At 69.6% G+C, this 26484-nt stretch carries 24 protein-coding genes and 3 pseudogenes; 18 read left to right on the plus strand and 9 right to left on the minus strand.

All coding sequences use genetic code 11. The annotated features are described in order from the left end of the window. The 10 genes and pseudogenes from MKK50_RS00975 to MKK50_RS01020 form a co-directional block, all read left to right on the plus strand. Positions 1 to 314 (plus strand): carbohydrate porin (locus tag MKK50_RS00975; protein ID WP_499019745.1); only part of this gene is annotated, 314 nt, incomplete at its 5' end. Between the two features lie 95 nt (positions 315 to 409). Next, positions 410 to 1363, plus strand: a pseudogene (locus MKK50_RS00980) (IS481 family transposase); the annotation flags it as partial. Then, positions 1364 to 1630 (plus strand): annotated as a pseudogene (locus MKK50_RS00985) (hypothetical protein); the annotation flags it as partial. Positions 1631 to 1937: 307 nt separating this feature from the next. Further along, positions 1938 to 3161: an acyl-CoA dehydrogenase family protein gene (locus MKK50_RS00990; protein ID WP_499019746.1), complete on the plus strand. Its 1224-nt coding sequence runs from the start codon at positions 1938 to 1940 to the stop codon at positions 3159 to 3161. An 11-nt stretch (positions 3162 to 3172) separates the two neighbouring features. After that, positions 3173 to 4516 (plus strand): LLM class flavin-dependent oxidoreductase, encoded by a 1344-nt coding sequence (locus MKK50_RS00995; protein ID WP_499019749.1) that lies wholly within the window; start codon positions 3173 to 3175, stop codon positions 4514 to 4516. Between the two features lie 35 nt (positions 4517 to 4551). Continuing rightward, the gene (locus tag MKK50_RS01000) at positions 4552 to 5439 is read left to right on the plus strand and encodes an amidohydrolase family protein (RefSeq protein ID WP_499019752.1); all 888 of its coding nucleotides are present in this window, start codon (positions 4552 to 4554) and stop codon (positions 5437 to 5439) included. Between the two features lie 195 nt (positions 5440 to 5634). Next, entirely contained in the window at positions 5635 to 5934 is a 300-nt protein-coding gene (locus MKK50_RS01005) for a gamma-butyrobetaine hydroxylase-like domain-containing protein (protein ID WP_253373767.1), read from the plus strand. Positions 5935 to 5945: 11 nt separating this feature from the next. Beyond that, a complete protein-coding gene (locus MKK50_RS01010) occupies positions 5946 to 7682 on the plus strand; it encodes a fumarate reductase/succinate dehydrogenase flavoprotein subunit (protein WP_253373766.1) in 1737 nt (578 codons plus the stop codon). A 15-nt stretch (positions 7683 to 7697) separates the two neighbouring features. After that, the gene (locus MKK50_RS01015; RefSeq protein ID WP_056240084.1) at positions 7698 to 7931 is read left to right on the plus strand and encodes a 4Fe-4S dicluster domain-containing protein; all 234 of its coding nucleotides are present in this window, start codon (positions 7698 to 7700) and stop codon (positions 7929 to 7931) included. Between the two features lie 5 nt (positions 7932 to 7936). Continuing rightward, a complete protein-coding gene (locus tag MKK50_RS01020) occupies positions 7937 to 8896 on the plus strand; it encodes a HEAT repeat domain-containing protein (RefSeq protein ID WP_499019755.1) in 960 nt (319 codons plus the stop codon). A gap of 7 nt (positions 8897 to 8903) precedes the next feature. Here MKK50_RS01020 and MKK50_RS01025 read toward each other — a convergent pair whose 3' ends face one another. Next, positions 8904 to 9524 carry a pyridoxamine 5'-phosphate oxidase family protein gene (locus MKK50_RS01025; protein ID WP_499019757.1) on the minus strand — a complete coding sequence of 207 codons (621 nt, stop codon included), beginning with the start codon at positions 9522 to 9524 and terminating at the stop codon, positions 8904 to 8906. A gap of 73 nt (positions 9525 to 9597) precedes the next feature. Then, positions 9598 to 10362, minus strand: a complete 765-nt coding sequence (locus MKK50_RS01030; RefSeq protein WP_499019758.1) for a Crp/Fnr family transcriptional regulator — start codon at positions 10360 to 10362, stop codon at positions 9598 to 9600. Positions 10363 to 10650: 288 nt separating this feature from the next. Between MKK50_RS01030 and MKK50_RS01035 the strand changes: the two genes are divergently transcribed. Genes MKK50_RS01035 through MKK50_RS01050 form a run of 4 tightly spaced genes read left to right on the plus strand, consistent with a single transcriptional unit; the run spans position 10651 to position 14476 of the window. After that, a complete protein-coding gene (locus MKK50_RS01035) occupies positions 10651 to 12093 on the plus strand; it encodes an ABC transporter substrate-binding protein (protein ID WP_499019760.1) in 1443 nt (480 codons plus the stop codon). Next, a complete protein-coding gene (locus MKK50_RS01040) occupies positions 12090 to 12944 on the plus strand; it encodes an ABC transporter permease (protein ID WP_253373761.1) in 855 nt (284 codons plus the stop codon). Before MKK50_RS01035 ends, MKK50_RS01040 begins: the two co-directional genes overlap by 4 nt. Then, on the plus strand, positions 12941 to 13771 hold the full coding sequence (locus tag MKK50_RS01045) for an ABC transporter ATP-binding protein (protein WP_253373760.1): 831 nt from the start codon (positions 12941 to 12943) through the stop codon (positions 13769 to 13771). Before MKK50_RS01040 ends, MKK50_RS01045 begins: the two co-directional genes overlap by 4 nt. A 33-nt stretch (positions 13772 to 13804) precedes the next feature. Continuing rightward, positions 13805 to 14476 (plus strand): 2-hydroxychromene-2-carboxylate isomerase, encoded by a 672-nt coding sequence (locus MKK50_RS01050; protein WP_253373759.1) that lies wholly within the window; start codon positions 13805 to 13807, stop codon positions 14474 to 14476. Here MKK50_RS01050 and MKK50_RS01055 read toward each other — a convergent pair. The 6 genes from MKK50_RS01055 to MKK50_RS01080 are packed head-to-tail and all read right to left on the minus strand — an operon-like array spanning position 14395 to position 20613. After that, on the minus strand, positions 14395 to 15801 hold the full coding sequence (locus MKK50_RS01055; RefSeq protein WP_499019764.1) for a nucleobase:cation symporter-2 family protein: 1407 nt from the start codon (positions 15799 to 15801) through the stop codon (positions 14395 to 14397). The genes MKK50_RS01050 and MKK50_RS01055 overlap by 82 nt on opposite strands. After that, positions 15798 to 16844, minus strand: coding sequence for an LLM class flavin-dependent oxidoreductase (locus MKK50_RS01060; protein WP_499019765.1), 1047 nt, complete (start codon positions 16842 to 16844; stop codon positions 15798 to 15800). The genes MKK50_RS01055 and MKK50_RS01060 overlap by 4 nt, the downstream gene beginning before the upstream one ends. Positions 16845 to 16849: 5 nt before the next feature. Further along, positions 16850 to 17806: an aliphatic sulfonate ABC transporter substrate-binding protein gene (locus MKK50_RS01065; RefSeq protein ID WP_499019768.1), complete on the minus strand. Its 957-nt coding sequence runs from the start codon at positions 17804 to 17806 to the stop codon at positions 16850 to 16852. Continuing rightward, complete coding sequence (locus MKK50_RS01070; protein WP_499019770.1) at positions 17803 to 18363, minus strand: c-type cytochrome; 561 nt, start codon at positions 18361 to 18363, stop codon at positions 17803 to 17805. Before MKK50_RS01070 ends, MKK50_RS01065 begins: the two co-directional genes overlap by 4 nt. After that, positions 18353 to 19561 carry a sulfite dehydrogenase gene (gene soxC / locus MKK50_RS01075; RefSeq protein WP_499019774.1) on the minus strand — a complete coding sequence of 403 codons (1209 nt, stop codon included), beginning with the start codon at positions 19559 to 19561 and terminating at the stop codon, positions 18353 to 18355. The genes MKK50_RS01070 and soxC overlap by 11 nt, the downstream gene beginning before the upstream one ends. An 11-nt stretch (positions 19562 to 19572) precedes the next feature. Continuing rightward, entirely contained in the window at positions 19573 to 20613 is a 1041-nt protein-coding gene (locus tag MKK50_RS01080) for an ABC transporter substrate-binding protein (RefSeq protein ID WP_499019776.1), read from the minus strand. A gap of 146 nt (positions 20614 to 20759) precedes the next feature. Between MKK50_RS01080 and MKK50_RS01085 the strand changes: the two genes are divergently transcribed. Then, positions 20760 to 23159 carry a CehA/McbA family metallohydrolase domain-containing protein gene (locus MKK50_RS01085; RefSeq protein WP_499019778.1) on the plus strand — a complete coding sequence of 800 codons (2400 nt, stop codon included), beginning with the start codon at positions 20760 to 20762 and terminating at the stop codon, positions 23157 to 23159. On the opposite strand, the pseudogene MKK50_RS01090 reads toward MKK50_RS01085, so the two are convergent. Beyond that, positions 23122 to 23487, minus strand: a pseudogene (locus MKK50_RS01090) (SCO family protein); the annotation flags it as partial. The gene MKK50_RS01085 and the pseudogene MKK50_RS01090 overlap by 38 nt on opposite strands. A gap of 320 nt (positions 23488 to 23807) precedes the next feature. On the opposite strand from MKK50_RS01090, the gene groES reads away from it, so the two are divergent. The 3 genes from groES (at position 23808) to MKK50_RS01105 (ending at position 26182) form a co-directional block, all read left to right on the plus strand. Continuing rightward, the gene (gene groES, locus MKK50_RS01095) at positions 23808 to 24098 is read left to right on the plus strand and encodes a co-chaperone GroES (RefSeq protein ID WP_253373751.1); all 291 of its coding nucleotides are present in this window, start codon (positions 23808 to 23810) and stop codon (positions 24096 to 24098) included. A gap of 30 nt (positions 24099 to 24128) precedes the next feature. After that, entirely contained in the window at positions 24129 to 25751 is a 1623-nt protein-coding gene (gene groL / locus MKK50_RS01100) for a chaperonin GroEL (RefSeq protein ID WP_499019781.1), read from the plus strand. A 158-nt stretch (positions 25752 to 25909) separates the two neighbouring features. After that, the gene (locus MKK50_RS01105; RefSeq protein ID WP_056240037.1) at positions 25910 to 26182 is read left to right on the plus strand and encodes an usg protein; all 273 of its coding nucleotides are present in this window, start codon (positions 25910 to 25912) and stop codon (positions 26180 to 26182) included. Positions 26183 to 26484 lie beyond the last annotated feature (302 nt).

The following is a 26484-nucleotide window of genomic DNA, read 5'->3' on the forward strand; positions in this document are numbered from 1 at the left end:
GCCGGCCCAACGACAGCTACGGGCTGAAGATGAACTGGCAGCGTTTGTCGGAGAATTACACGCAGTTCCTGGCGGACGCGAACTTCATCTCGGGCGGTTCGGGCGCCCCGTATTCGCGCGACAAGTTCGTGTTCGAAGCCAACGCACACTTCGACGTCGGTGCGGGCGTGATCTTCGAGCCGGTGGTGCAGTACGTGGTCAACCCGAACACGTTCTGGAACCCCTTCACCGCGCGGCGGGCGCGTGACGGCTTCTACGCCGGCGCCACCCTCGTCGTCCCGCTCGGGACGCTGCTCGGCCTCGCGCCGGGCTGATTTTCAGTCCCGTCGTGTGGTGGTACGTCGGAGACCGCATGGAGGGCCGCGCTATGGGATAGGTTCTCCACGGCAGCGCCACAGCGACTGAGGCGATCCGTCGGGCAATCCAAGCTCGTCAAGAGAGCGTGAGAGCGGCGACCAAGTGCTACGGCGTCAGCCCGACCACCGTGCAGAAGTAGCGTGGTCGGGAGACGTCAGCGGACGCCCGCATGGGACCGAAGGAAGCGCGGTCCACCGGCTCGAGCCCGGAGGAGGAAGCGATCGTCGTCGCCTTCCGACGACACACGTTGCTGCCGCTGGACGACTGCCTCTCCGCGCTCCAGCCCACCCTTCCGCATCTGACCCGCTCGTCGCCGCACCGCTGCCTTCAGCGCCACGGCATCATTCGGCTGCCAGAGATCGACGGCGACAAGCCCAAGCGTTCGCGCTTCAAGGCCTATCCAATCGGCTACTTCCACATCGATATTGCGCAGGACAGAAGAGGGCAAGTTGCGCCTGTTCGTGGCCATCGACCGCACGAGCACGTTCGCCTTCGTTCAACTGCACGACAAGGCCACTCAGTGGATCGCAGCAGACTTTCTTCGTGATCTCTGGTCGTAGCCGTGCCCTATACGATCCACACGGTGCTGACCGACAACGGCATCCAATTCACTGACAATAGGCAGGTGAATGAGGAGGCCGACGCTGCAGCCGACGCCTACTGGGCCGAGCGCGACGAGCCACGCATCTACCGCTGGCATGCGTTCGACTGGGCCTGCGATCAGACCAAGATCGAGCATCGCCTGACCAAGCCGCGCTGTCTGTCGACGAACGGCCAAGTCGAGCGGATGAACCGCACCATCAAGGACGCCACGGTCAAGCGCTACCATTACGTCAGCCACGACGAACTGCACCACCATCTGCAGCTGTTCGTCGAAGCCTACAACTATGACCGCCGACTCAAGACATTGCGCGGCCGCACGCCCTACGAGTTCATCTGCCAGACCTGGACGAAAGAACCCGAACGATTCAGGCTCGGTCCGTCACACTACATGCCGGGACTGAACATCATGAACGCGAACCTCGCCGACTACCTCGTGGCGGTGGAAGCCGACATCCCGGAGGTCACGACCATCTCGGTCGGCGTGTCCGACCTCGCCGCCATGGCGCTCGGCGGGAAGGCGGTCGGAGAGCTCGGCATCGTGGGCGTCACCGCCATCGGCAACGCCGTCTTCCACGCCACCGGCCCATCACAGTACAGGTGGCGCCAACGCCCGACCCAGGTCCGGCTGGGTGAAGCCATCCGGAAAGCGGTGAGCCACAATTCCCAGTAAGTGGTCTCGGATCGTCCTTGATCAAGGAGTGAGGCTTGATCTTGGTTCGATTTTGGCCCCGTCGAAGGAGTTCCTGTTCCGCGAACTTTTAACGAGAAGACTATCTCTGTATCGCCCATACCTAGAGAACATCAGGCTTCATCGGCTTCAGAAAGAAGGGTTTGATTCTTAAATCGCATATCGGCGCAGCAATCCGGGTCATCTGCCTTGAGCTTGGGGCAGGAATTGCCGATTTCATTGCCATGCCGCGCTCGTCGACCGCTTTCGCGATCTGGGCCGGGGGCGGACAGCGGAGGATGGCCGGACGATGTCGCAGATCGAAGCGGGGTGGGGCGCTGGCCCGAGTGGACGCTACGAGGATCTCGCCGGACACTTCCGACCGGTTTTCGCGGAGATCCGTGCCGGTGCCGTCGAACGGGACGCCCAGCGACGCCTGCCCCAGGCCGAACTCGGCTGGCTGAAGGCGGCGGGCTTCACCACCTTGCGCCTGCCCTCCGAGGCGGGCGGGCACGGCGCCAGCCTGCCGGAGCTGTTCAACCTGCTGATCGAGCTGTCGGCTGCCGATTCCAACGTCACCAACGCGCTTCGCGCGCATTTCGGCTTCACCGAGGACGTGCTGAGCGCGGCCTCCCCCGAGTGGCGCGCCCGCTGGGTCGCCCGGCTCGGCGCCGGCGAGACGGTCGGCAGCGGCGTGTCCGAAACGGGGCCGGCCAAGGTCGGGCAGTTCGACACGGTCGTGCACCGCCGCGGCGACGGCGGCGTGGTGGACGGCAGGAAATTCTACACGACCGGCTCTCTGCTCGCCGATTGGATCCACCTCTCCGCCCAGGACGAGAGCGGCGACCCCGTGGTGGCGGCGGTGCCGACATCTGCACCCGGCGTCACCATCGAGGACGACTGGGACGGGTTCGGTCAGGCGCTCACCGCGAGCGGCACTGCCCGCTTCGAGGGCGTGGTCCTGGCCCCGGACCTGATCAAGCCGGAGACGGTGCGCTTCCCCTACGCCATGGCCTTTTTCCAGCTCGTGCATCTGGCTACGCTCGCCGGCATCGCCCGGGCGGCAGCCGAGGACGCAGCGCGGCTGGTGGCGGCCCGCGCCCGCGTCTACAGCCACGGCAATGCCGGCCGCACGGCGGACGACCCGCAAGTGCAGGCAGTGGTGGGCCGGGTGCGCAGCAACGCCTACGCGGCGGGCGCCATCGTCCTGAAGGCGGCCGAGAGCGTGCAGCGCGCCGCCGAGGCCGCCCTGGCGCAGGGGCGGGACGCGGCCGAGCCGGCCTGCGCGCTCGCCGATGTCGAGATCAACCAAGCCGTCACCGTGGTGACGAACCTCGTGCTGGAGGCCACCACCGTGCTGTTCGACGCGCTCGGCGCCTCCGCGGTGAAGGCGGAGCACGGGCTCGACCGCTACTGGCGCAACGCCCGCACACTGGCCTCGCACAATCCGCGGATCTACCGCGAGCGCAGCGTCGGGGAATTTGCGATCAGCGGCACCCGGCCGCCCCGCGAGTACCGCGTCGGCACGGCCTGAGCGGACGTACGATGTCCCGCCGCTCCGACCGGATGCGCCTCGGCGCCTTCCTCTATCCCGGCGGCCATCACGTCGCCGCCTGGCGCCATCCCGCCTCGCAGGCCGACGCGGGCGTCAACGTCGCGCATTATCGACAGATCGCCCGGACCGCCGAGGCGGCGGGCTTCGATCTCCTGTTCCTCGCCGACGGGGTCAGCATCCGCGGCGACGACCTCGACGCGTTGAGCCGCACCGCGATCCGCTATGTCGGCCAGTTCGAGCCGCTGACGCTGCTGTCCTATCTAGCCGCCGTGACCGAGCGGATCGGCCTCGTGGCCACCGCCTCCACGACCTACAACGAGCCGTTCCACGTCGCGCGCAAATTCGCCTCCCTTGATCATCTCAGCGGTGGCCGGGCCGGCTGGAACCTCGTCACCTCCGCCGATCCGCGCGAGGCCTGGAACTTCGGTCGCGAGAGCCACATGGCCCATGCCAACCGCTATGCCCGGGCCGAGGAGTTCGTGGACGTGGTCCGCGGCCTATGGGATTCCTACGAGGACGACGCCTTCGTCCGCGACCGGGCGGACGGCCGCTTCTTCGATCCCGGCAAGCTCCATCTCCTGGCGCACGAGGGCCCGCACTTCTCGGTGCGCGGGCCCCTCAACGTGCCGCGCCCGCCTCAGGGGCATCCGGTCGTTGTGCAGGCCGGCTCGTCGGAGGCCGGCAAGAGCCTCGCGGCGCGCACCGCCGAGGTGATCTTCACCGCCCAGCAGACGCTTGAGGACGCGACCGCCTTCTACGCCGACGTGAAAGGCCGGATGCGCGCCTTCGGGCGCGATCCGGATCACCTCAAGATCATGCCGGGGGCCTTCCCCGTGGTCGGGCGCACGGAAGGCGAGGCGCAGGACAAGTTCGACGCACTCCAGGAACTGATCCACCCGGTGGTCGGCCGCTCGCTCCTCGAACAGCTCACCGGCGCGGACTTCTCCGCCCATCCGGACGACGCGCCGGTGCCGGAGATGCCCGAGACCGAGGGCGGCAAGAGCCGCAAGGACCTGTTCGTGCAACTCGCCCGCCGCGAGGGGCTGACGATCCGCGAGCTGTACCTGCGCGCCGCCGCAGCCCGGGGCCACTGGACCCTCGTCGGCACGCCCGTGCAGATCGCCGACGCCCTGCAGGAGCGCTTCGAGGCCTTCGGCGCCGACGGCTTCAACATCATGCCGCCGACCCTTCCGGGCGGGCTCGACGACTTCGCCGCGCTGGTGATTCCGGAACTGCGCCGCCGCGGCCTGATCCGCAGCCGTTACGAAGGTGCGACTTTGCGCGAGCATCTCGGCCTGCCGCGCGCGCCGCATCAGGCCGCGGAGATGCGGTGATCGTGACGCCGGTCCCCTCATTTGTGGAGACATCCATGCCGATCGTGGACATGCGCAGCCGTCCGTCCTTCCTACACGCCTTCTTCGGCGCGACGCCGGGCAGCTCCGAATACGATGTCGTGCGCTGGCTGAACGGCCGCGTCGGCTCCCGGGAGATCGACCACTTCACCCGCGGCGCCACCCTCGACGGTTTCCGCGCCGAGATGGACGAGGCCGGCATCGATGTCGCCGTGATGGTCGCCCGTTCGGTGCCGGGCGTGCGCGTGACCAACGACGACCTCGCGGCGGTCGCCCGACACGATCCGACGCGCCTGATCGGCATCGCATCGGTCGATCCGGTGGAACTGGGGCGCGAGGCCGCGCTGGCGGAGGCGCGCCGAGCCGTGGCCGAACTCAACCTTCGCGGCATCAACCTCGATGTGGGGTTCTACGCGGAAGGTCTGCGCGCGGACGACGCGCGCCTGCTGCCGCTCTACGAGCTGTGCCAGGAGTTGCGCGTCCCGGCCTTCGTGATGTCGGGGCCGACGACGCCGGATCTGCGGCTCAACGATCCGTTCGCCGTCGACCGGGTGGCGAAGCTCTTCCCCAAGCTGCCGCTGGTCTGTTGCCACGGCTTCTACCCGCACGTCGCCGAGATGCTGACGGTCGCCCTACGCAACGAGAACGTCTTCGTCTCGCCCGACATGTACACCTTCGCGCCGGGCGGGCGCCTCTACGCAGAGGCCGCCAACGGCTACCTGCGCGACCAGTTCCTGTTCGGCTCGTCCTTCCCGTTCCGGCCGATGCGCCAGGGCGTCGAGGATTTTCGCGCGCTGGGACTGAACGACGTCGCGCTGGAGGCTGCGCTGTGGCGCAACGCCAACCGGCTGCTGGGCCTCGGCCTCGCCGGAGTTAACCGCCAGCCGCCCGCGCCAGGATCGTGACCGTCCCCGCGGCCGGATCGAGGGCGAGGTCGTCGCCGGTCGCGATCAGGCCTGTCACGTCGCCGTCGAGCCCCGGCCGCCGCCGCTTTCCCGCGGCGCGAAGCAATTCCTTGCTTCAATCGTCCTCCACCCAGCGGTCTAACCGCGTTGGCCGGGTCGTCCTGCGACGGCTCCGGCTTGGCCGAGGAGGAAGAGATGGCGGCGATCCCGCGCGAGATCAGGCTCACCGAGGGGCGCCGCCGCCTCGACGTGATCTGGGAGGACGGCTCGGCCTCGCACCTCGCGGCCGTGACCCTGCGGGCGCACAGCCGCAGCGCCGAGACGCTGCGGGCCGGGATCGACGGGCTGCCGCCCGCGCTCCCCGAGGACCTCGCTATCACCGCGGTCGAGCCGGTCGGCGCCTATGCGGTCAACCTCGCCTTCTCCGACGGGCACGACCGCGGAATCTTCCCCTGGCCGTACCTGCGGGCGCTGGCTGACGGTGCGGCGGCGTGAGGGAAATGCCGATGGACGAGATCCGCGACGCGACCTCCGAGGTCGCCTGCGACGTGCTGGTGATCGGCGGCGGCACCGCCGGGCCGATGGCGGCGCTGAAGGCGAAGCTCCGTAACCCGGCGGCCCGCGTGGTGCTGCTGGAAAAGGCCAACGTGAAGCGCTCGGGCGCGATCAGCATGGGCATGGATGGGCTCAACAACGCCGTCATCCCCGGCTACGCCACGCCGGAGCAGTACACCAAGGAAATCACCATCGCCAACGACGGCATCTGCGATCAGGCACCGGTCTACAAGTATGCGGAGCGCTGCTTCGAGATCATCCAGGAACTCGACCGGTTCGGCATCCGTTTCCAGCGCGACCACAACGGCGATTACGACGTCAAGAAGGTGCACCATCTCGGCACCTACGTCCTGCCGATGCCGAACGGCGACACCGTCAAGAAGGCGCTTTACCGGCAACTGCGCAAGGCGCAGGTGCTGATCTCCAACCGCTTCATGGCGACCCGGCTTCTCAACGCGCCCGACGGCGCGGTGGCGGGTGCAGTCGCGGTCAACACCCGCACCGCCGAGTTTCTGGTGATCCGGGCAAAGGCCGTGATTTTGTGCCTGGGGGCGGCCGGGCGGCTCGGCCTGCCGCATTCGGGCTATCTCTGGGGCACCTACGAGAACGCCGCCAATTCCGGTGACGGCTATTCCATGGCCTACCATGCGGGGGCGGGGCTCGCGAACCTCGAGTGTTTCCAGATCAACCCGCTGATCAAGGATTATAACGGCCCGGCCTGCGCCTACGTCGCCGGCCCATTCGGTGCCTACACCGCCAACAGCGCCGGCAACCGCTTCATCGAGTGCGATTACTGGTCGGGCCAGATGATGCAGGAGTTCTACAACGAACTGCAAAGCGGCAACGGCCCGGTCTTCCTCAAGCTCGATCACCTGCACGCCGACACCGTGTCGGAGATCGAGACGATCCTGCACAAGGTCGAGCGGCCCTCGCGCGGGCGCTTCCACGAGAACCGCGGCACCGATTACCGCGAGCGCATGGTCGAGATGCACATCTCGGAGGTGGGCTTCTGCTCAGGCCACAGCGCGTCGGGCGTGTTCGTGGACGAGTTCGCCCGTACCACCGTGCCGGGGCTGTATTCGGCCGGCGACATGGCCAACGTCCCCCACAACTACATGCTCGGCGCCTTCACCAACGGCGCCGTGGCGGGCGAGCACGCCATCGACTTCGCAGGCGAGATCGACCTTCCGCCAATCGACGCCGAGGCTGTCGCCCGCGAGCGGGCGCGGGTGCTGGCGCCGACGAAGCGCGAGGACGGCATCCCGCCGAACCAGATCGAGTACAAGACCCGCCGCTTCGTCAACGACTACCTCCAGCCGCCGAAGGTGACGGCCAAGATGGAGATCGGCCAGCGGCGTTTTTCCGAGATTCGCGAGGACCTTGAGAACCGCATGGTCGCCCGCGACAGCCACGAGCTGATGCGGGCGCTGGAGGCCGCCTCGATCCTCGACTGCGCCGAGATGGCCGCCCACGCCTCGCTGTTCCGCACCGAGAGCCGCTGGGGCCTCTACCACAACCGCACCGACTTCCCAGAGAAGAACGACGCGGACTGGTTCTGCCACACGATCCTGCGGAAGCGGGACGGCCGCATGGTCAGCGAGAAGCGTCCGATCACGCCGTACCTCGTGCCGATCGAGGCGCAGGAGCGCGGCGCCTACGACCGCCAGCGCGTCCGCAAACAGGCTTGAGCCAGGAGTTTTCCGATGCCCCTCGCCCACCAGCCCAGCACCGTCCCGGTCACCGTCGATCCGGACAAGTGCATCGCCGACAAGGGCTGCACGGTCTGCGTCGATGTCTGCCCGCTCGACGTGCTGCGGATCAGCGACCTCACCGGCAAGGCCCACATGAAGTACGACGAGTGCTGGTACTGCATGCCCTGCGAGACCGACTGCCCGACCGGCGCGGTCACCGTCCAGATCCCCTACCTGCTGCGGTGAGCGCCATGCCCATCACCGATCCGTTCGAGGATTTCGGCGACGTCGCCGATCTCGCCCAGGGCCTGACCGATCCCGACCCGGCGGTGCGCCGCGTCGCGGTGCTGGCGTTGGCCGAGACCGCCGACCCGGAGGCCGTGCCGCATTTGGCACGTGCCGCAGCGGATGCCGACCAGGACGTGCGGCGCCAGGCGGCGCTCTCGCTCGGCGGCTTCGACGGGCCCGAGACCGCCGCCGCGCTGGCCGGCGCCCTCACCGACCCCGACCGCGCGGTCGCAGCGGCCGCCGCCGAGAGCCTGACAGAACTGAAGGATTCGTCCGCGGGTCGGCCGCTGCTGCCGCTCGCCGGCCATGCCGACGCCTTCGTACGGGCCGCCGCCTTGCGCGCGCTGCGGGGGCTGCGTCTGCCCGAGGCGCTGGGGCCGGCGGTCGCCGCGCTCGGCGACGTGGAGCCGGCGGTGCGGGCGCAGGGCGTCGGCGTCATCGCCTACCTGAAGCGCGAGGAGACGCTGCCCTCGCTCATCGCCGCGACCCGCGACACCGATTCCGAGGTGCGCCGCGCGGCCATCGGCGGGCTCGCCTTCTCGCGCCACACCAGCGCGGTCGAGGCCATTGCCGGCGCACTGCGCGATCCCGAATGGAGCGTGCGCGAGACCGCCGCCGAGGTGCTCGGCCGTGCGGGGAATGCGGAAGCCGCCGAGGTGCTGATCGCGGCGCTGGGGGACGCCGCGTGGCAGGTCCGCCAAAAAACCCTGCGCAGCCTCGGCCGGCTCAAGGCGCGCCGCGCCGTGCCGACGGTGCTCGCCTCCCTCTCCGACGCGATGGCGGGCTTGCGCAAGGAGGCGGCCGCCGCGCTCGGCGAGATCGCCGACCCGGCGGCGCGGGCGGGGCTGGAGGGCATCGCCAACGATCCCGATCCGGACGTGCGCAAGACCGCGCGCTGGGCCCTCGACCGGCTGGCGGCGTAGGGGGTCGTCACCACATCGTCTGGCGCGCCCGCTCGGCCCAGGCCGCGTCGTAGGCCTCGCCTCCGACGCGGCCTGGGCTCAACTCGGCGAGGATCTGGCCGGGCGTCGGCAGCGTCCTTGGATCGACGTGGCACTCCGCCCGCCAGAGGCCGGAGCGGATCAGGGCGCGGGCGCACTGGAAGTAGACTTTGCGCACCACGATCACCATCACGGTCCGCGGCGCCTTGCCCTCCACCGCGAAGGACGCGCACAGATCCGGGTCGTCGTCGATGGTGGCGAGCCCGTTAACGCGCAGGGCGTTGCCGAGACCGGGGATCAGGAACATCAACCCGACCCGCGGGTCCTCGACGACGTTGCGCAGGCTGTCGATCCGGTTGTTGCCGCGTCGGTCGGGCAAGAGGAGCGTGCGGGGATCGGCCACGCGCACGAAGCCCGGCACGTCGCCGCGCGGCGAGCAATCGAGCCCGCCGGGACCGGAGGTGGCGAGCGCCAGGAACGGCGAGGCCTCGATCAGGCGGCGGTATTGCGGCGTGACGTGGTCGGCGACCTTCGTGGTCGAGGGCACGGCGACCGCGCCGAACGCGCCGTAGATCCGCTCCAACTCCGCAACGTCCCGAACCGCCGCCATCACCCATTCCCCCTCGTCACGGACCGGCTTAACCGATGCGGTCGCGGCCGCAAATCCGAGCGCAGGGCCGGCCTCATCCCTCCTTCAGCACGATGTCCTGCAACCGATCCGGGCGCACCAGCCGGATATGTACGGCGTCGATCGCCACGAGGCCCTCGCGCTGGAACCGCTTGAGCATCATCGTCACCCATTGTCGGGTCGAGCCGACGAGGGCTGCGAGTTCGTCGTGCGTGATGCGGCGGCGGATGACGACCGTGCCGTTCTCGGGCGTGCCGTAGAGGTCGCCGAGGTTGAGGAGGAGCTGCGCCAGCCGCTCGATGACCGAGCGGGTGCCGAGCATCTGCGCCATCGCGGTGTAGCAGCGGCCCTTGGCCTCCAACGCGGCGATGAGGCAGAGCGCGAAGGCCGGCATCTGGCGGATCAGGCTGCGCAATGTCGCGCTCGACAGCACGGTGACGCGCGCCGGCTCGATCGCCACGCCCGACCACTGATGGCAGCCGCCGCCATGGATGCTCGGGCCGCCGATGAAGTGGCCGGGCGTCCAGTAGGCCAGGGTCACTTGCCGTCCGGAGGGGCCGGAATAGAACACCCGCACCCGCCCCTCCTCGATCAGGAAGATGCCCTCGTGCGGGGCGCCTTGCGTGAACACGCTCTCGCCGGGCGCGAGGTTCACGCTGCGGCCGGCGGCGCGCACGCGGGCGATCTCGGTGGGGGTGAGCCCATCCAGGAAGCTCGCGCCGTCATCGAGCCCCTCGATCGTCTCGCTGAGGAACAGCGCGCTCGCGATCAGCGGCGCCGGGCGGCGGGGTTCGGGAAGCGCGAGCGGGACCGACGACATGGGACGAGACCTCGGGACGACGTCCGGTGCCGGCTCTATCTCCCGGCTCGATTATCGGCGCAGTGCACCTCTGAGCAATTCCAAATCGAACGATGGATCGGACTAAATATTCTACGCCGAACATTTTCACGAGAAGATATTTTCTAACGATCGACAAACATTGAAAATCCGAACAATTCGCGTTCTGTCGATGAAATTAATTACTCGCCGAAGCGACCGCGCGAAGGGCAAATCCGAGGCGTCGCCGTCCTCCCGAGCGGCCGACGGAAACCGTCCACGGAGCCCCCGGTGACCCATCGCTTCCCGCTCACCCGCCGCCGCGCGGCCCTCCTTCTGGCGGCGACCTTTTTCGGTGTGTCGTCCCCCGTCTCGGCGCGGGCCGAGACCATCCGGGTCGCCATCGGCACGCAGGACACCACGATCAACTGCGCCACCGGCGGGCTGCTGATCCGCGAGCTGAAGCTCCTCGAAAAATTTCTGCCGCATGACGGGAAGTACAAGGACGCAACCTACGACATCCAGTGGCGCAATTTCACCAGCGGGGCGCCGCTCACCAACGAGATGGTGGCGGGCAAGCTCGATCTCGGGGCGATGGCGGACTTCCCCGGCTCGCTCAACGGCTACGCCTTCGCCAAGGCCGGGCGCCGCTCGCTGTTCATCTCGGTGCTCTCGGGAAGCCTGCGCGGCAGCGGCAACGGCATCGTCGTGCCGAAGGAATCGCCGGTGCAATCGCTCGGCGACCTCAAGGGCAAGACGATCTCGGTGCCGTTCGCCTCGACGGCGCACGGGCTTCTGCTGCGGGCGGTGAAGGCGCAAGGATGGGAGCCGGGCCGCGATGTCACCATCATCACCCAGGCGCCGGAGGTGGCGGGCGCGGCGTTGCTGGCCAACAAGATCGATGCTCATGCCGACTTCGTGCCCTTCGCCGAGCTGTTTCCCTGGCGGGGCTTTGCCCGCAAGATCTACGACGGCGCGCAGGCGGACGCCCCGACCTTCCACGGCGCGCTCGCGGACGGCGACTACGCCGACAAATACCCCGAAATCGTCACCGCCTACCTGCGCGCGGCGATCGAGGCCGACCGGCTGATCGCGGCCGAGCCCGAGAAGTATGCCGAGCTGATCGAGCGGGTGACCGGGATCGAGGCGGAGGTCGCCTACCTGTTCCACGGGCCGCTCGGCCTCCAGACCCGCGACGTGACGTGGAAGCCCGCCTACCGGCAGGCGGTGAAGACCTCGTTCGAGACGCTGAAGCTCCTCAAGAAGGCCGATTCCGACATCGACCTCGACCGCTTCGTGGACGACCGCTTCATCCGCGCGGCGAGCGCCCAGGCCGGGCTCGATTACGAGGCGCGGCTGAAGGACGAGGCGCCGCTGGCGCTCAAGGCCAACGACGCCGCCACGGGACAGCCGATCACCGATTCTTCCCGTGTGGCGCAGCTCTGGCTTCGCGGCGAGGCGCATGTCCGTCACTACGCCGCGCCGGAGGCTGCCTTCGCGGCGCTCGCCGATCTCGAGCGCCAAGGCCGCGAGGCCCGCGCGGTCTACGCGCAGGACCGGGGCACCGGCATCAAGCTGTTCGCCACCCAAGCCTGGTACGTGCGCGACGGACAGGGCGCCTTGAGCGCCTTCCTGCTCAAGGGCGCCGCGGAGGGTTATGCCGCGGCCCATGGCGGCGATGTTCTCGACTTCGCCGGCGTCCGGGCCGGTCATCCGAAGCTCTCCGCCCGATGAGCGCCTCCGTCGTCGAGGCGGCGTCCCTCCGCGCGGCGCGCAGGGCCACGGTGCGGGCGAGGAGCCCACGGGCGCTGCCGCTCGGGCGCCTCGCCTTGCGCGGTCTCGCTTTGGCGCTCAGCCTCGCCGCATGGCACCTCGCGGCCACCTACCGGCTCGATCTCGGCGTCGTCACCTTCCGCAACGTGCCGACCCCGGCCGCCGCCGCGCAGGCCGCCTGGGCGCTGCTCCACGCGCCCGCGTTGCCGATCCATCTCGGCACCAGCCTCGCGCGGGTGCTGTCAGGCTTCCTCGCCGCGCTCCTCGTCGGCATCGGGCTCGGCCTCGCCATCGGCCGCGCTCGGCTCGCCCGCGACCTGTTGCTGCCGCCGCTCGAAGTGTTGCGGCCGATTCCCGCCGTCGCCTGGATACCGCTGGCGATCCTGATGTTTCCGTCCTCCGAGGTGTCGATGGCCTTCATCACTTTCACGGGGGCGCTGTTTCCGATCCTGCTCAACACCGTGCACGGGGTCGAATCGGTCCATCCGCGGCTGGTCGCCGCCGCCCGCAGCCTCGGGGCGGGGGATGCCGCGATCCTGCGGGAGGTGATCCTGCCGGGGGCCGCGCCCAGCATCGTCACGGGGGCGGCGATCGGCATGGGCACGGCGTGGTTCTGCCTGATCACCGCCGAGATGATCTCCGGCCAGTACGGGATCGGCTACTTCACCTGGGAATCCTACACGCTCCAGAACTACGACGACATCGTCGTCGGCATGCTTCTGATCGGCCTGCTTGGGATGGGATCGAGCCTCGTGGTGCGCTGGCTCGGTGCCCGGGCGACGCCGTGGGTCGGCGCGGGAGGCCAGCGATGAGTGCGGCTGTCGCCGGTATCGAAGCAGACGACGGCCACGTCACGATCCGAGGCGGCGCGATCCGCCTCGGGCGGGGCGAGGCAGCCTTCGACGTGGTCGAGGGTATCGAACTCGACATCCCGGCCCGGCAGTTCGTCTGCCTCCTCGGACCCTCGGGCTGCGGGAAATCGACTCTGCTCGGCGCGGTCGCCGGCCATCTCGCCCTGTCCCGTGGCAGCGTCGCCCTCGACGGGCGGGCTGTGATCGGCCCGCATCCCGACCGCGGCATCGTCTTCCAACAGCACACGCTGTTTCCCTGGCTCAGCGTCCTCGATAACGTTGCCTTCGGTCCGAAGATGAAGGGCGTGGCCCACGCCGAACGCCGGGAGCGCGCCCGCTCGCTCTTGGCCCAGGTGGGGCTGTCCGACTTCGCCGGCCACTATCCGGCGGAACTGTCGGGCGGGATGCAGCAGCGGGTCGAGATCGCCCGCGCCCTGATCAACCGGCCGCGCGTCCTGCTGATGGACGAGCCATTCGGGGCGCTCGACGCGCAGACGCGGCTGACGATGCAGGAACTGCTCCTCGACATCTGGACGCGTCACCGCACCACGATCCTGTTCGTGACGCACGACATCGACGAGGCGCTGTTTCTGGCCGACCGGCTGATCGTGATGACGCCGCGACCAGGGCGCATCCTCGACGACATCCCCCTCGAGTTCGGCCGCCCCCGCGATCGCGGCCTGATCACCGATCCGCGCTTCACGGCGATCAAGCAACGCTGCCTCACGCTGCTGCGGGACGCGCCCGGCGGCGTGCCGCTGGCGCGGCTGAGTCCGATCGGCGTATGAATCGCTCCGTTCCTGCGCCGTAGGGATGATCGCATGCCGGAGGTGACGCCCGTGGCCGCGCAGGCTTCCTCGATGCCGAGCGTCACCTACTATTTCAGCTTCCTGTCGCTGTGGTCCTATGTCGGCAGCCGCGCCTTCCGGGCGCTCGCCGAGCGCACGGGTGCGCAGATCGTCTACAAGCCGGTCGATCTGCTCGCCGTCTTCGCGGCGGGCGGCGGCAAGCCGGTCAAGGAGCGGCCGTTGCAGCGGCAGGCCTACCGGCTCGTCGAGATGCAGCGCTGGCGCCGCATCCGCGGCATCCCGCTCAACTTGCACCCGAAGTTCTACCCGGCCGACCCGTCGCTCGCCCACCGCGTCCTGCTCGCGGCGCTCGACGAGGGAGCCGAGGTCGCCGACTTCGTCCATGCGGGCCTCAGTGCCGTCTGGGCGGACGAATTCGACATCGCCGATCCCGCCACGATCGTCCGTCTCGCCGACGCGGCCGGGCTCGACGGGGCGCGGCTGCTCACTCGTGCCGACGAACCTTCCTTGCGCGAGCGGGAGACGACACTGACCCGCGAGGCGATCGGGCGACAGGTGTTCGGGGCGCCGTTCTACTTTTTCCGCGATGAGCCGTTCTGGGGTCAGGACAGGCTCGATCTGCTGGAGGCGGCGATCGCGGGCTCGGAGGCGCCGCTTCCGCTGCCGGACCTCTCCGGCTCCTGAGCCGACGTCTCCCCCAGCAGGGCGTTGAGGGCGATCGCCGCGATTGCAGTGAGCAGGATCGGGTCCTTCACGATCGGGCCAAACGCATCCGGCACCGCGCGGAAGAATTGCGGCTGCACGATCGGGATCAGGCCGATCCCGAGCGAGGCAGCAATGATCAGCGCGTCGCGGCTGCCGGCCCGGGCGTAGTCGACCTGCGCCAGAATGCGGATGCCGGTCGCCGCGACCATGCCGAACATCACCAGCGCCGCCCCGCCGAGCACGGGCTGCGGGATCGAGGCCGCGAGGAAGGCCACCTTCGGCACGAGGCCGAGCACCAGCATGATCGCGCCGGCCATGGCGCAGACCCATCGGCTATGCACGCCGGTGAGCCCGACGAGGCCGACATTCTGCGAGTAGGATAGATAGGGGAAGGTGTTGAGCAGGCCGCCGATCAACGTGCCGAGTGCGTCGGCGCGCAGGCCCCGGCGGATGTCCTCCGTGCCGACGGCGCGCCCGGTCATGACGCCGAGGGCCAGGAACATGCCGGTCGCCTCGATGAACACGATGGTCATGACGAGGCACAGGATCAGGCACGGCACGAGGTGAAAGGTCGGGGCGCCGAATTGGAGCGGCCACACCACCCGCAGCCACGGCTCGGCGGCAAGCCCCTCGAAACTGGTCCAGCCGAGCGCCACGGTGAGTGCGGTGCCGAGCCCGATCCCGAGCAGCACCGCGATGCGCCCGACGAAGCCTGGGCCGAACCGGGCGAGGAGGAGCGTCGCGGCGAGGACGCTCGCCGCCACGGCGACCGTGCCGGGTGCGCCGAACTCGGGCTTGCCCGCGCCCCCGCCCGCCCAGCCGACCGCGACGCGGGTCAGCGCGATGCCGATCATCAGCAGGATCGTGCCCGTCACGACGGGCGGGAAGAAGCGCATCACCCGGCCGATGAAGGGCGTGACGAGGAGCCCGTAGAGGCCGCCGACGATCACCGCGCCGTAGATGCCGGTGAGCCCGACGCCGGGCATCGCCGCGATGGCAAGCAGCGGCTGGATCGCCACCGCGGTGACGCCCATGATGACGGGGAGCCGGATGCCGAACGGGCCGATCCCGACCGTCTGGATCAGCGTGGCGATGCCGCAGGCGAACAGGTCGGCGTTCACGAGGAGCGCGATCTGGTCCTTGGGCAGTTGCAGCGCCCCGCCGACGATGAGCGGAACGGCGATGGCGTTGGCGTACATGACGAGGACGTGCTGGAGCCCCAGCACGAACAATCGCGGCGCGGGCGGCACCGCGTCGACGCCGTCGCGGGCCACGGAGCCGCCCATCGGCTCGACCGGCCTCATCTCCCCACCCGCGGGAAGATGTGCTCGGCAAAGCGCGCCATCTCCGCCTCAAACGGCTGGAATTGCAGCATGAACAGTTCGATGCCGGCCGCGTGGAAGGCGCGAACGCGCTCAGCGATCTGCTCGTAGCTGCCGACGAGTCCGGCCGCGGTACCGCCGTTGGTGCCGACATGGTGGGTGGCCGCCGCATCGGTCTTGGCGAACATCACGCTGGCGGCGTCGGTGCGGGTGCGTGTGTCGGCGCGGATCGCCTCGTCGCGGCGGCTCAAGTCGAGCAGGCGGGCGAACTCGGCCTGCGCCTCGGCCTCGGTCTCGCGGGCGATCACGAAGGCCGAGAGGCCGTAGCGCAGGCGGCCCGCTGCGGCCGGACGGCGGGCGACATCGGCGATGAGGTCGGCGACCGCCTCCAGGGGCTGGCCGTTGATGAACCAGACGTCGCCGTGGTCGGCCACCAGCGCGCGGGCCGGCTCCGACTCGCCGCCGACATAGATCGTGGGACGCGCCCGGTACGTGCCGGCGGGCTTCAGTTGATAATCCTCGACGCGGAAGTGCCGGCCCTCGTAGTTCACGCGCTCGCCCCGCAGCAGCCGGTCCACCAGGGCGATCCACCCGCGGCCATAGGCGTAGCGCTCGTCATGGGCCGGGAACGGCAGGCCCGCTTGCTCGAATTCGGCGCGGTTCCAGGCGTTGACGAGGTTGAGCGCGAACCGGCCCGCGCTGACGTGCTCGATCTGCAGCGCCATCTTGGCGAGCACGACCGGGTGGTAGAGCCCCGGCTTGATCGCCGCGATGATCTCGATGCGCTGCGTCAGCGCCGCGAGCGCGGCTGACGCCGTCCAGGCCTCCAACTGGTCGCGGGTCTCGTCGTAGGGGTTCACCGTGTGCTGGGCGACGAGGACGCTGTCGTAGCCGAGGCGCTCGGCCTCCAGCACCAGCGTGCGGTTGCGGTCCCAGGAGGCGTCGTGCGGCTCGTCCGGATCGTCGCGGGCGGCGCGGGAGCCGTGGACCGGGGCCCAGACACCGAAGCGGAGCGGATGCGTCATCGGTCTCAGCCCCGTCCGCCCGGCGGCTGCCACAGCCGCACCGCGGTGGCGTCGAGCCGGCGCGGGATCAGCCCGGCGTCCAGGAAGGTGTCGGCGATGGCCTGCTGCTCGGAGAGGGCCGCCCGTTCGACTGCCCTGACGGCGTAGGAGCGCCGTTCGTTGACGGTGGCGACGACCTCCGGCGGCAGGTCGCCCCAGATCGGCGCGAGCAGGGCCACGGCCTCCTCGGGGTTGCCCTTCACCCATTGCCCCGCCTCGACGAGCGCCGAGAAGATCGTAGCGACCACCTCCGGCTGCTCGGCGGCAAAACTGTCGTTGACCGTGTAGTAGCGGTTGTAGCTCGACAGGCCGGTGGCGTCGGCCAGCACCCGCACCGGGCGCTTGGCCTGGACGATGGCGAGGAACGGATCCCAGATCGACCACGCCTCGATGCCGCCCCGCTCGAACGCCGCGAGCCCGTCGGCCGCCTCTAGATAGGCCGGGCGGATATCGGAGAACCGCAGGCCGTCGCGCTTGAGCGCGCCCGCGAGGATGAAGTGGCAGCCCGAGCCCTTCGAAACGCCGACCGTCCGGCCCTTGAGATCCGCCACCGTTCGGATCGGAGATTCGTCGGGCACGACGATCGCCTCGGCCCGCGGCGAGGCTCCCTCCATCGCGTAGAAGGTGAGCGGGGCGCCCGCCGATTGGGTGAAGATCGGCACCGCGTCGGCGACGTCCGCGTGGAGATCGACCGCGCCGGTGTTCATCGGTTCCAGCACCTTGGTGAACAAGTGCCAGCTCACCCCAAACCCCTGCCGGCCGAGCCGTTCCTCCAGGGTGCCCTTGGCTTTCAGCACGGTGAGCAGCGTCGAGGAGCGCTGGTAGCTGAGGCGCACCGTCCGCCCGGCGCGAGCCGAACCGGATCGGCCGAGGACGAGGCCGGCAGCCAGCGCCCCGGCGAGATGACGGCGGGTGAGGGTCATCGGACCTCCGTGCGATCGATGGGGCGGGCCGCGGGGGCCGGGACGTCCGGCCGCGGATCGGCGGTGAAGCCGTCGCGGTTCGGCATCGCGACCTTCGGCAGGGAGGCAGCGTCGAGACACGCCTCCTCCGGCAGCAGGCCGTTGAGGTGCAGCACGTAGGCGCTGACCGCGTAGGTCTCGTCCGGGCTCAGCGATTGCGGCGCGTCGAACGGCATGGCCCGGCGCACGTAGTCGAACAGGGTCGTGGCGTAGGGCCAGTAGCTGCCGACCGTGCGCAGGGGCTTGGCGCTCGCCAGACTTCCCTGCCCGCCGGCGAGCGCCTCGGCAGCGGCGCCTTCGCCACGGGCGCCATGGCAGCCGGCGCAGCGGGCGGCGTAGAGGGCCGCACCATCGCGCACGCTGCCGTGGCCGGGTGGCAGCCCCTGGCCGTCGGGCCGCACGTCGATGTCCCAGGCGGCAACGGCCTCCGGCCTCACCGGGCGGCCGATGCCGAGAGGCTCGGCCATGGCCGGGCCTGCAAGGCACACGATCAGGGAAAAGAGCGCCTCACGCCGCATAGGTCACCGCCCCGCTCGATCCGACGCTCCAGCCGAACACCGCGTTGTTGTGGTAGAACGAGCGGGTGCCGCGCACCGCCACCAGCGCCTCGCGCGAGGGCTGGACGTAGCCGGTCTCGTCCCGTGCCCGGCTGAGAAGTTGGGCCGGCCCGCCCTCCCAGCGCCAGGGCAGGCGGAAGCGGGTGAAGCAGCGCGGCAGCACCGGCCCCTCCAGCCGCGCCTCCCGCCAGGAGGCGCCGCCATCGGTCGAGACCTCGACGCCCGCGATCCGTCCGCGCCCGGTCCAGGCGAGGCCGCGGATCTCGTGGAAGCCGGGCTCGCGCAATTGCTGGCCGCCGGAGGGCGCGGTGATGACGGATTTGGCCTCCATCGCGAAGGTGAACTGGCGCGCCGTGCCGTCGGGCATCAGGTCGGTGTATTTCGAGGTTTCTTCCCGCGTCTGGAACGGCCGGTCGCCGAGCTTGATCCGGCGCAGCCACTTGATGCTGAGGTTGCCCTCCAGCCCCGGCAGGAACAGCCGCAGGGGATAGCCCTGCTCCGGCCGCAGCCGCTCGCCGTTCTGGGCATAGGCGAGGATCGCCCCGTCGAGGGCGTCCAGCGGGATCGAGCGGGTCATGGCGCAGGCATCCGCCCCCTCCGCCAGGAGCCACGCGGCGCCCGGCTTCACTCCGACCTCCGCCAGCACGGTCGCGAGTTCGACGCCGGTCCACTCGGCGCAGGAGATCAGGCCGTGGCTGTCCTGCACCGTCCAGTCGGGCTTGGCCCCGAGCCAGGGCGTGTTGCCCGAGCATTCGAGAACGTGCAGCCGCGACACCGCGGGAAAGCGCACGAGGTCGTCCATGGTGAGGATCAGCGGGCGCTCGACGAGGCCGTGCACGGCGAGGCGGTGCCGATCCGGGTCGATGGCCGGGATGCCGGCGTGGTGGCGCTCGAAATGCAGCCCGTTGGGCGTGACGATGCCGTGCAGGCCCTGAAGCGGCGTTACCGTGGAGGTCGCGCCGGGAAAGCGCGGCGGCAGCCGCGGATAGCGCGCGAGCGTCTCCCCCGCCGCGGGCCGGCCGTAGCCGGGGGCGGTAGCGCCCTGCTCGCGGGTCCAGGGTGGCACGTCGAGGGGGTTCGCCTCGGCGAGCGCCCCCGTGGCGACGCTGGCGCCGGCGAGCGAGCCGGCCCAGCGCAGGAAGTTGCGGCGGTTGTCCATCGCTCCCGCCCCTACTTCGCGCTCGCCTCGGCCTGGACGGCCTCGAAGACGCGGGGATCGAACAGGCCGTCCGTCGGCGGGGTCGTCTCGCTGATGCCGAGCGTGGTCTGGAAGGCCAGCATGGCCCGCGTCGCCGCCACGATGGTGCGGGGATCGGCGACGTACTGGGTGGCCGGCGAGGCGAGCGCCGCCCGCAGCGTCGCCGCGGTGACGATGCCCTTGCCGAGGGCGGCCTCGACGGCGGGTAGCGCCCGCTCCGGCTCGCGCTTGATCAGATCGACGGCACGCACGATTGCCCGGACGAGGGTGCGAACCGCCTCCGGGTTCTGCTCGAGGAAAGCGCCGCGCACCGCCACCACCGTGCCGGGCTGACCCGGAAACAGGTCGTCGCCTCTAGCGACCAGCCGGATCTGTGGGTTGCGCTCGCGGATGATGGTCAGGCCCGGCTCGCGCACCGTCGCGGCGTCCACCGCGCCGGCCAGGATCGCCTGCTGCGCCGCGTCGATACCGAGCGTGAGGATCTGCACGTCGGCCGGATCGACCTTGTGCACCTCGCGCAGCCAGTAGGACAGGTTGGTGTAGGGGATCGAGCCGAGCGGCTGGGTCGCGATCTTGGCGGGCCGGCCGTTCTCCGCGCGGAAGCGCCGAAACACTTCCGCCGGGGTGGTGCCGCCGGTGAGCGGCCCGGCGAGTTTTGGCCCCGCCACCAGCACGTTCTCGCCGACGGCGGTTGCGGCCACCACCCGCAGATCGATCCCGCGGGTCCGCCCGATCGCCACCGGCGTGATCCCGGCGACGTAGACGTCCAGCGTGCCGCTCGCCGCCGCCTGCACGGCGTTGGGCCCGGAATCGTACAGTGCCACGACCGGCTTCAAGCCGCCCGCGGACAGCCAGCCCTCCCGCTCGGCCACGAACAGCGGCGCGGCGCCGAGCACCGGAATCGCCCCGATCCGCACGGGAACGGCTTGAGCCTGGCCTTGCGCCCGGGCTGCGGCGGAGGCACCGAGAAGCGCGAAGAGAAGAATGGCCCACCGGGAGAGGCGCGACGACATGATCGTTCTTTTATTTTGAGAGATTGAAGCAAGATCTATCTAGATCCTTCTGTATTATGAACAGATCATGCGGATACGCAAGAAATCTTGCGGCAACGAAGTTATAGCCTGCGCCGATGGTTGGGCGACAACGGGGATATCTGGCGATGCAGGACGAGAACGAGCGCCGCAGGCGGCTGGGCGCGCACGTGGCACCGGAAGGCCTCTACGAAGCGATCAAGGCGCGGCCCTTCCTCGGTAGCGTGCAGTGCAGTCACGACCGGCTGGTGGCGGGAAGCTGGCACGAGATCGTGCTGACCTACGAGGTCGGCGGCTGCGGCATCGCCGATGGGGCGACGTTCAAGGCGACCTTCAAGTTCTACTCCGACTGGGCCCTGTTCCAGACCGTGGACCCGGCGGCGGCCAACTACGTCAGTGCCGAGTACGAGGCCGGCCCGCTGCTGCCGGGGCAGTCGCCCGCCACCGTTCAGTCGCTCAGCGTGCGCTTCGACCAGAAGGGCCACGAGCGCCCGTTCCAAAAGGCCGTGATCGTGGATGTGATCGACGGCTACCTGAATGCAGGCGACCGCATCGTCATCCGGCTCGGCGACCGGCGTGCCGGGGGGCCAGGCACCCGCGTCCAGACCTTCGTAGAGGACGGCTTCCGCTTCCGCTGCTACGTTGATCCGCTCGGCACCTCCCGCTACGTCGCGGTGCCGAACGATCCGGTGATCGCCGTCGTCGCCGGGCCGCCGGAGCGCATCCAGCTGGCCGCGTCCCGCTTCGTCGCGGAGGGCGTTGCGCCGTCGCTGACGGTGGCCCTGCTCGACCGCTGGGGCAACGTCGCCCGCGATCTCGGCGGTTCGCTCGACCTCGCGGCGTTCTCGGGCGAGCGCGAGGTCTACGCCCGCCGGCACGCGCTGCCGGACGAGGGCTGGGCCGTGCTGCGGGTCGAGGATCTGCCGGCCGCCTCGGGCGAGCTGCGCATCGCCACCACGCGGCCGGGGATGCGCGACGCCGTCGAGGGCGTCGCCTTCGTCACGGGGCTCAGGGACGCGCCCGTCCCCCGCGCGCTCTACGGCGATCTGCACGTCCACGCCCACGACACGGTCGGCACCAACAGTCCGGCCTACAACGCGGCCTACGCCCGCGACGTGGCCGGCGTCGATGTCTACGGCTACACCGCCAACGACTTCCAGATCACCGACGAGGGCTGGCGCGAAGGCGTCAGGGTCACCGCCGGCTTCGATGCGCCGGGCCGCTTCGTCGCCTACGCGGTGCAGGAATGGTGCGGCAGCTCGACCGCGGGCGGCGACCATCAGGTGCTGTTCCTCGGCGATGACCCGCCGGGCTTCCCCTTCAACGATAAGGGTGAGCACAACCGCACCTTCCTGTGGAACGAGAGTATGGGCGGCACCGGCGTCGAGGTCGGGCGCTGGCCGGTGGAGGATCTGTGGGCGGCCTACGCGCACGACCCCGAGAACCACCTCGTCATCCCGCATGTCGGCGGGCGTCGCTACATCCCGGACTGGCACCATCCGGAGCTGGAACGGCTAGTCGAGATCGCCTCGGCCTGGGGCCAGTTCGAGTGGCTCTACCGGGACGTGATCGCCCGCGGCTACCGGCTGGGCGTCTGCGCCAACGGCGACGAGCATCGCGGGCGCCCCGGCGGCGGTGCGCCCGGCGTCCAGGTGTTCGGCGTGCGCGGTGGGCTCACCGGCATCCTCGCCGACACGCTCGACCGCCGCGCGGTCGGCCGGGCCTTGCGGGCACGCCACACCTTCGCGACGACGGGCGAGCGCAGCGCGCTGCTCGTCACGTGCGGCCCGCATCGCCAGGGCGACGCCTTCGCGCATGAGGGCCCGGCCCGGCTCGATTACCGCTTCCTCGGCGAGGCCGGCTGGGAGGAAATCTCCGCCCACGATCACACCGGGGAGATCTGGCGGCGCGACCTGCACGCCGAACTCGGGCATTCCGAGCGGCTGGTGCGCCTGCGCTTCGGCGGCGCGCGAATCCGCGACCGTTACCGCTGGGCCGCCTGGGAGGGGCGCATCCGCATCCTCAACGGCACGATCCGCCGGGTCGCGACCCAGGGCTTCGAGCATGTCGAGGAGACGGCGTGGCGCGCCGGCCCGACCGAGATCGCCTTCCGCTCCGAGACCTACGGCGACAGCGACGCCATCGAGATCGACATCGGCGATCTGGCGGAGTGCCGCATCCGCGTCGAGGGGACGATCGGCGGCTTCGTGAAAGTCGGTGACCCGCGCCGGCCCGCCCCCTTCGTCCATGCCCCGGACTTCTCCTGGGAGATCACCGGCCGCGAGCTGATCGCGGCGGGCGCCCTGCGGCGCGACCTCGGCGGGGCCGGGCTGTTCCTCGCGCTGGAGCGGATGACCGAGGCGCCGCTGCCGCGGGATGTGGCCGGCCACATCGTCGTCGAGCCGGAGAACGCTGCCTTCGGCTTCCGGCCGGTCTACTTCTCCGGGCGCCAGCGCGCCGGCAGCCGCGTCTGGTCCTCGGCGCAGTTCATCACCTTTGCGGAAGGGGCGCGAGGTGAAGCCGAATGATCGTCAGCATCCGCTCGGCCGAGGTGCCGGGCGGGAAGAAGCCGAGATAGCGGCCCTGATGGTCCAGCAGGTAGACGAAGGCCGAGTGCTCGATGCCCGCCCCGCCCTCCGCCTGCCGGATCGCGGCCCCGCTGCCGGTGAGCCCGATCCGGCGCGGATGGAAGCTCGGGACGAACGCGGCCAAGGCGGCGGGCGTGTCGCGGGCTGGGTCCAAGGCGACGAAGACAGGCTGGATCGCCGCGCCCACCTCACCGAGAAGATCGTGCGCGCGGGCGATTGCCACCAGCTCGGTCGGGCAGACATCGGGGCAGCCGGTACGGCCGAAGGTACGGATTTCTTTCTTTCGACGGCCGCGGGAAGAGATTTCGTAGATCAGGCCACGCTACGGAATGTTTTCGCTGGACCCGACCGGAGCCTCGAAATCTGCCGAGACTTCTTCGCTGCAATCGTCGGCTCATACGAACCGACTCGCTGCCATGTCTCTGCGTAAATCTTCTCTGCGAGACCATCGCGAAGCATCGCCGACACTCTCACAGACCGTTCTTTAAAAAGAACAATCCCGTTGACTTGACGAACGCCTGCCGACACCCTGGTGGCCTCGGTCGGGCTTGCGGTCCGGCCCTCGACGGAGAGAGGAAGGTTCAAAAAATGGCGTTTCGACCCCTGCACGACCGCGTGCTGCTGCGCCGCGTCGAGAGCGACGAGCGGACCAAGGGCGGCATCATCATTCCCGACACCGCCAAAGAGAAGCCGCAGGAGGGCGAGGTCGTGGCCGTCGGCCCCGGCGCCCGCGACGAGCAAGGCCGCGTCAACGCGCTGGACGTGAAGGCCGGCGACCGGGTGCTCTTCGGCAAATGGTCCGGCACCGAGGTCAAGGTCGATGGCCGGGACCTGCTGATCCTCAAGGAATCCGACATCCTCGGCGTGATCGCCGCCTGAGCCCACACTCACCCCATCGGGAGATCCCACATGGCTGCGAAAGACGTGAAATTCTCCGGCGACGCGCGCGAGCGCCTGCTGCGCGGTGTCGACATCCTGGCGGATGCCGTGAAGGTGACGCTGGGGCCGAAGGGCCGCAACGTCGTCATCGAGAAGAGTTTCGGGGCGCCCCGCATCACCAAGGACGGCGTGACGGTCGCCAAGGAGATCGAACTGGAGGACCGGTTCGAGAATCTCGGCGCGCAGCTCGTGCGCGAGGTCGCCTCCAAGACCAACGATCTGGCCGGCGACGGCACCACCACGGCCACCGTGCTGGCCCAGGCGATCGTGCGCGAGGGCGCCAAGGCGGTGGCGGCAAACTTCAACCCGCTCGACCTCAAGCGCGGCATCGACCTCGCGACGGCGGCGGCCGTGAAGGACATCACCGGCCGCGCCCGTAAAGTGACCGCCTCCGACGCCATCGCCCAGGTCGGCACCATCTCGGCCAACGGCGACGCCGAGATCGGCCGTCTCATCGCCGAGGCCGTCGAGCGGGTCGGCAAGGAGGGTGTCATCACGGTCGAGGAGGCCAAGACCGCCGAGACCGAACTCGACGTGGTCGAGGGCCTGCAATTCGACCGCGGCTATCTCTCGCCGTACTTCGTCACGAACACCGAGAAGCTGATCGCCGAACTCGACGATCCCTACATCCTCATCCACGAGAAGAAACTGTCTTCGCTCCAGCCGCTGCTGCCGGTGCTGGAGGCAGTGGTGCAATCGAGCCGGCCGCTGCTCATCATCGCCGAGGATGTCGAGGGCGAGGCGCTGGCGACGCTTGTGGTGAACAAGCTGCGCGGTGGCCTCAAGGTGGCGGCGGTGAAGGCTCCGGGCTTCGGCGACCGCCGCAAGGCGATCCTGGAGGACATCGCGATCCTGACGAACGGGCAGGTCATCTCCGAGGATCTCGGGATCAAGCTCGAGAACGTCTCGATCCCGCTGCTGGGACAGGCCAAGCGCGTGCGCATCGACAAGGAGAGCACCACGGTCGTCGACGGTGCGGGCGAGAAGGCGCAGATCGACGCCCGCGTCGGCCAGATCAAGGCGCAGATCGAGGACACCACCTCGGACTACGACCGCGAGAAGCTGCAGGAGCGCCTCGCCAAGCTCGCGGGCGGCGTCGCGGTGCTTCGTGTCGGCGGCGCCACCGAGGTCGAGGTGAAGGAGAAGAAGGACCGGGTCGACGACGCCCTCAACGCCACCCGCGCGGCGATCGAGGAGGGCATCGTACCGGGCGGCGGCACCGCGCTGCTGCGGGCGAAGGCGGTGGTAGCGGGGCTCACGACCGACAACGCCGACGTGCGGGCCGGCATCAACATCGTCCTGAAGGCGCTCGAAGCCCCGATCCGCCAGATTGTGGCCAATGCCGGGGTCGAGGGCTCGATCGTGGTGTCGAAGATCCTTGAGAATCCGTCCGAGACCTTCGGCTTCGACGCACAGACCGAGACCTACGGCGACCTCGTCGAGGCCGGCATCGTCGATCCCGCCAAGGTGGTGCGCACTGCGCTGCAAGATGCCGCCTCGGTCGCGGGCCTGCTGGTGACGACGGAGGCGCTGGTGGCCGACCGGCCGAAGGAGAAGGCTGCGCCTTCGCTGCCCGGCGGCCCGGACTTCTGACCGGCGCTTGCCGGGCCGCGGCCGATCCGCCGCCCGTCAAGCTTGGCGGCATCATCGTTGCTCAGACTGCCTCTGCTCGCTCCGTCCGGATCGGGCTCCTCACGACGCGGCCCCGGGCGGGGCTGCGTCGGGTCACCCTACTTCGACGAGGTGGATGCATGGCCCTGTCATCGGAGTTTCGCCGCAGGCTCGAAGGCTACAGCCTGACCACAGCCGAGATCCTGTATCACCTGCCCGATCACCCGCACCTGCTCCAGACCTTCGTCTGGCAGCAACTCGACCTGTTCCCGCGCTTTCCCGAGTTGAAGCGGTTCCTCGCCTTCTGGCAGGAGCGCCTGGACGGGCCGCTGCACTCGGTGCGAGTGATGCACAGCCGCCTAATCAAGCCGGCCGAGCTGAAGACAGTCTCCGGCGAGTTCCATCTGCACTGATACGGTTTCCTGTACCTGAGGGCTGGCCGTGCTTTGATACGGCCTGGGCGTCTGGCAATCTGACGGTTTCCGGGTCCGTCACGATGACACCGGCTTTCCCGTCGTGGCGCGACCGTCAAACGGCACGCTCCCGGACGCCCTGTCTTGCGTATTCCGAACAGTCGGTTGGGTCCCGCTGCGGCGTGCACGCGCGGACAGGACAGGATCCGCCATGCTCAGCCTCGTACCGGTGGCCGGCATCGATGTCGGCAAGCCCCTCCTCGACCTCGGGTGCGAGCCCGCCTCTAACCCGCGCCGGCGTG

Origin of the sequence: Methylobacterium sp. J-043, assembly GCF_022829505.1 — a bacterium.
GTDB lineage: Bacteria > Pseudomonadota > Alphaproteobacteria > Rhizobiales > Beijerinckiaceae > Methylobacterium > Methylobacterium extorquens_A.

What these genes read in the sequence shown, in the direction of transcription:
- MKK50_RS00990 (WP_499019746.1), top strand. Translation starts at nt 1,938, where the DNA reads ATGTCGCAGATCGAAGCGGGGTGGGGCGCTGGCCCGAGTGGACGCTAC.
- MKK50_RS00995 (WP_499019749.1), top strand. Translation starts at nt 3,173, where the DNA reads ATGTCCCGCCGCTCCGACCGGATGCGCCTCGGCGCCTTCCTCTATCCC.
- MKK50_RS01000 (WP_499019752.1), top strand. Translation starts at nt 4,552, where the DNA reads ATGCCGATCGTGGACATGCGCAGCCGTCCGTCCTTCCTACACGCCTTC.
- MKK50_RS01005 (WP_253373767.1), top strand. Translation starts at nt 5,635, where the DNA reads ATGGCGGCGATCCCGCGCGAGATCAGGCTCACCGAGGGGCGCCGCCGC.
- MKK50_RS01010 (WP_253373766.1), top strand. Translation starts at nt 5,946, where the DNA reads ATGGACGAGATCCGCGACGCGACCTCCGAGGTCGCCTGCGACGTGCTG.
- MKK50_RS01015 (WP_056240084.1), top strand. Translation starts at nt 7,698, where the DNA reads ATGCCCCTCGCCCACCAGCCCAGCACCGTCCCGGTCACCGTCGATCCG.
- MKK50_RS01020 (WP_499019755.1), top strand. Translation starts at nt 7,937, where the DNA reads ATGCCCATCACCGATCCGTTCGAGGATTTCGGCGACGTCGCCGATCTC.
- MKK50_RS01025 (WP_499019757.1), bottom strand. Translation starts at nt 9,524, where the DNA reads ATGGCGGCGGTTCGGGACGTTGCGGAGTTGGAGCGGATCTACGGCGCG.
- MKK50_RS01030 (WP_499019758.1), bottom strand. Translation starts at nt 10,362, where the DNA reads ATGTCGTCGGTCCCGCTCGCGCTTCCCGAACCCCGCCGCCCGGCGCCG.
- MKK50_RS01040 (WP_253373761.1), top strand. Translation starts at nt 12,090, where the DNA reads ATGAGCGCCTCCGTCGTCGAGGCGGCGTCCCTCCGCGCGGCGCGCAGG.
- MKK50_RS01045 (WP_253373760.1), top strand. Translation starts at nt 12,941, where the DNA reads ATGAGTGCGGCTGTCGCCGGTATCGAAGCAGACGACGGCCACGTCACG.
- MKK50_RS01050 (WP_253373759.1), top strand. Translation starts at nt 13,805, where the DNA reads ATGCCGGAGGTGACGCCCGTGGCCGCGCAGGCTTCCTCGATGCCGAGC.
- MKK50_RS01055 (WP_499019764.1), bottom strand. Translation starts at nt 15,801, where the DNA reads ATGAGGCCGGTCGAGCCGATGGGCGGCTCCGTGGCCCGCGACGGCGTC.
- MKK50_RS01060 (WP_499019765.1), bottom strand. Translation starts at nt 16,844, where the DNA reads ATGACGCATCCGCTCCGCTTCGGTGTCTGGGCCCCGGTCCACGGCTCC.
- MKK50_RS01065 (WP_499019768.1), bottom strand. Translation starts at nt 17,806, where the DNA reads ATGACCCTCACCCGCCGTCATCTCGCCGGGGCGCTGGCTGCCGGCCTC.
- MKK50_RS01070 (WP_499019770.1), bottom strand. Translation starts at nt 18,363, where the DNA reads ATGCGGCGTGAGGCGCTCTTTTCCCTGATCGTGTGCCTTGCAGGCCCG.
- soxC (WP_499019774.1), bottom strand. Translation starts at nt 19,561, where the DNA reads ATGGACAACCGCCGCAACTTCCTGCGCTGGGCCGGCTCGCTCGCCGGC.
- MKK50_RS01080 (WP_499019776.1), bottom strand. Translation starts at nt 20,613, where the DNA reads ATGTCGTCGCGCCTCTCCCGGTGGGCCATTCTTCTCTTCGCGCTTCTC.
- MKK50_RS01085 (WP_499019778.1), top strand. Translation starts at nt 20,760, where the DNA reads ATGCAGGACGAGAACGAGCGCCGCAGGCGGCTGGGCGCGCACGTGGCA.
- groES (WP_253373751.1), top strand. Translation starts at nt 23,808, where the DNA reads ATGGCGTTTCGACCCCTGCACGACCGCGTGCTGCTGCGCCGCGTCGAG.
- groL (WP_499019781.1), top strand. Translation starts at nt 24,129, where the DNA reads ATGGCTGCGAAAGACGTGAAATTCTCCGGCGACGCGCGCGAGCGCCTG.
- MKK50_RS01105 (WP_056240037.1), top strand. Translation starts at nt 25,910, where the DNA reads ATGGCCCTGTCATCGGAGTTTCGCCGCAGGCTCGAAGGCTACAGCCTG.